Raw genomic sequence first — 1,591 nt, 5'->3', positions numbered from 1 at the left:
CCTACTTATCCGATCTAATAGCCTCAATATGCGATTCGTGTACCTCAGTACCGAGCTTTGTAGTCTCGCTTCCTTCACTGCATATCTCACGATAAACCAGCTTGCGACTTACTAATGGTTCAAGGCGTAACCCCTGCCCATAAGGGACTTGCACCCTCTAGATTAATTATTTATCTTCGATAAATAATAGATGCCCATGCTGGGCACACACACTGTGTAAAAAACATAGGGCGGATTGTGTTTATTCGAAAGGCTTGGGTTTGCTTGCGAGGTCGCCAAATATAAAATTTAATATTTACGGTTGAGAAGATAAATACAAAATATTTATATTTGACTTAGTGACAAATCGAAATCTAGTGCTTATCCTCTGCCCTACGATTTCTTACACTTAACGTTACCCTTTATTATGAAAAACATAGTAACATTAATAATTATAACTTTATTCATTTGCGGATTTTGTTACGGACAGGATGAATATATTTATTCAAAGCCTAAGGATATTGGAGATGGATGGAAAACAAACGACCTGAAATCGCTAAATATTGATACAACTTTGATTTATAAAATGTTCAATCAATTGAATAATAATGAAAACAAAATCCAAAGCGTATTATTGATAAAAGATAACCAAATTATAATTGAGGAATATCTAAATGGACAAACCTCAAACCAAAAACACGACCTTCGTTCTACTACGAAAAGCATAAGGTCAATTTTATTGGGAATTGCAATCGACAAAGGATTCATCGATAATGTTAACGACCCGATTTCAAAATACCTCAAAAGCCCAATACCAAAGAAAAATATTGATGAAAGAAAAGAAAGAATTACAATCAAAGACCTCTTAACAATGTCAAGTGGACTTGATTGTAACGATTGGGACAAAAAATCAAAAGGACAGGAAGATAAAGTTTCTAAAAAGAAAGATTGGCTTCAATATACACTTAACCTACCAATGATTAATGAACCAGGAACAGTTTCAAATTACTGTTCTATGGGTGCAATCTTAATTGCAGAAATAATAAGTCAATCTTCAGGAATGACAATTGACAAGTTTGCTGAACAATATTTATTCAAACCGTTAAATGTCATCAATTTAAGTTGGGGACATACTACAAAGAAAGAAATAATTTCTTCTGGAAAGAGATTGTATATGACCTCTCGGGATATGGCAAAAATCGGACAACTAATACTCAACAACGGAAAGTGGAATGATAAACAACTCGTATCGGAAAAATGGATTGCAGAATCAACCACGCCAAAAACAAAGATTACTGGAATTGATTACGGTTATTTATGGTGGAATATTCCTTTTAGAGTAAACGAAAAAATATATGTTTCTAAAACAGCAACTGGAAATGGAGGTCAATATATTTTTGTTTTCCCAGAATTAAATATGATAGCAGTTTTTACAGGAAGTGCTTACAACTCACAAGAGGACAAACTGCCTTTTAAAGCAATAACGGATATCTTATTACCAACATTCACAGGAAAAAAATAAGAAAAACAAAGGGTAATAACTAAGCATATGGCGTGCCGATAGGCTAGCGCTATATGATCTGTTGACTGATCTGGGATTTGGTGATAAGGG

The 1,591-nt window shown here is 34.0% G+C and carries 1 protein-coding gene; it reads left to right on the top strand.

Going from position 1 to position 1,591, the window contains the following annotated elements:
- The first annotated feature begins 406 nt into the window (after window positions 1–406).
- Window positions 407–1,501, top strand: a complete 1,095-nt coding sequence (locus tag CVD18_RS22185) for a serine hydrolase (RefSeq protein ID WP_103867625.1) — start codon at window positions 407–409, stop codon at window positions 1,499–1,501.
- Window positions 1,502–1,591 lie beyond the last annotated feature (90 nt).

Origin of the sequence: Aquimarina sp. I32.4, assembly GCF_002924285.1 — a bacterium.
GTDB lineage: Bacteria > Bacteroidota > Bacteroidia > Flavobacteriales > Flavobacteriaceae > Aquimarina.
Note: the sequence above shows the minus strand (reverse complement) of the source record. Positions and strands in the feature narration are given on the sequence as shown.

Bases quoted from the DNA above. Each gene is read 5' to 3' on its own strand.
- CVD18_RS22185 (WP_103867625.1), top strand. From the start codon at position 407: ATGAAAAACATAGTAACATTAATAATTATAACTTTATTCATTTGCGGA.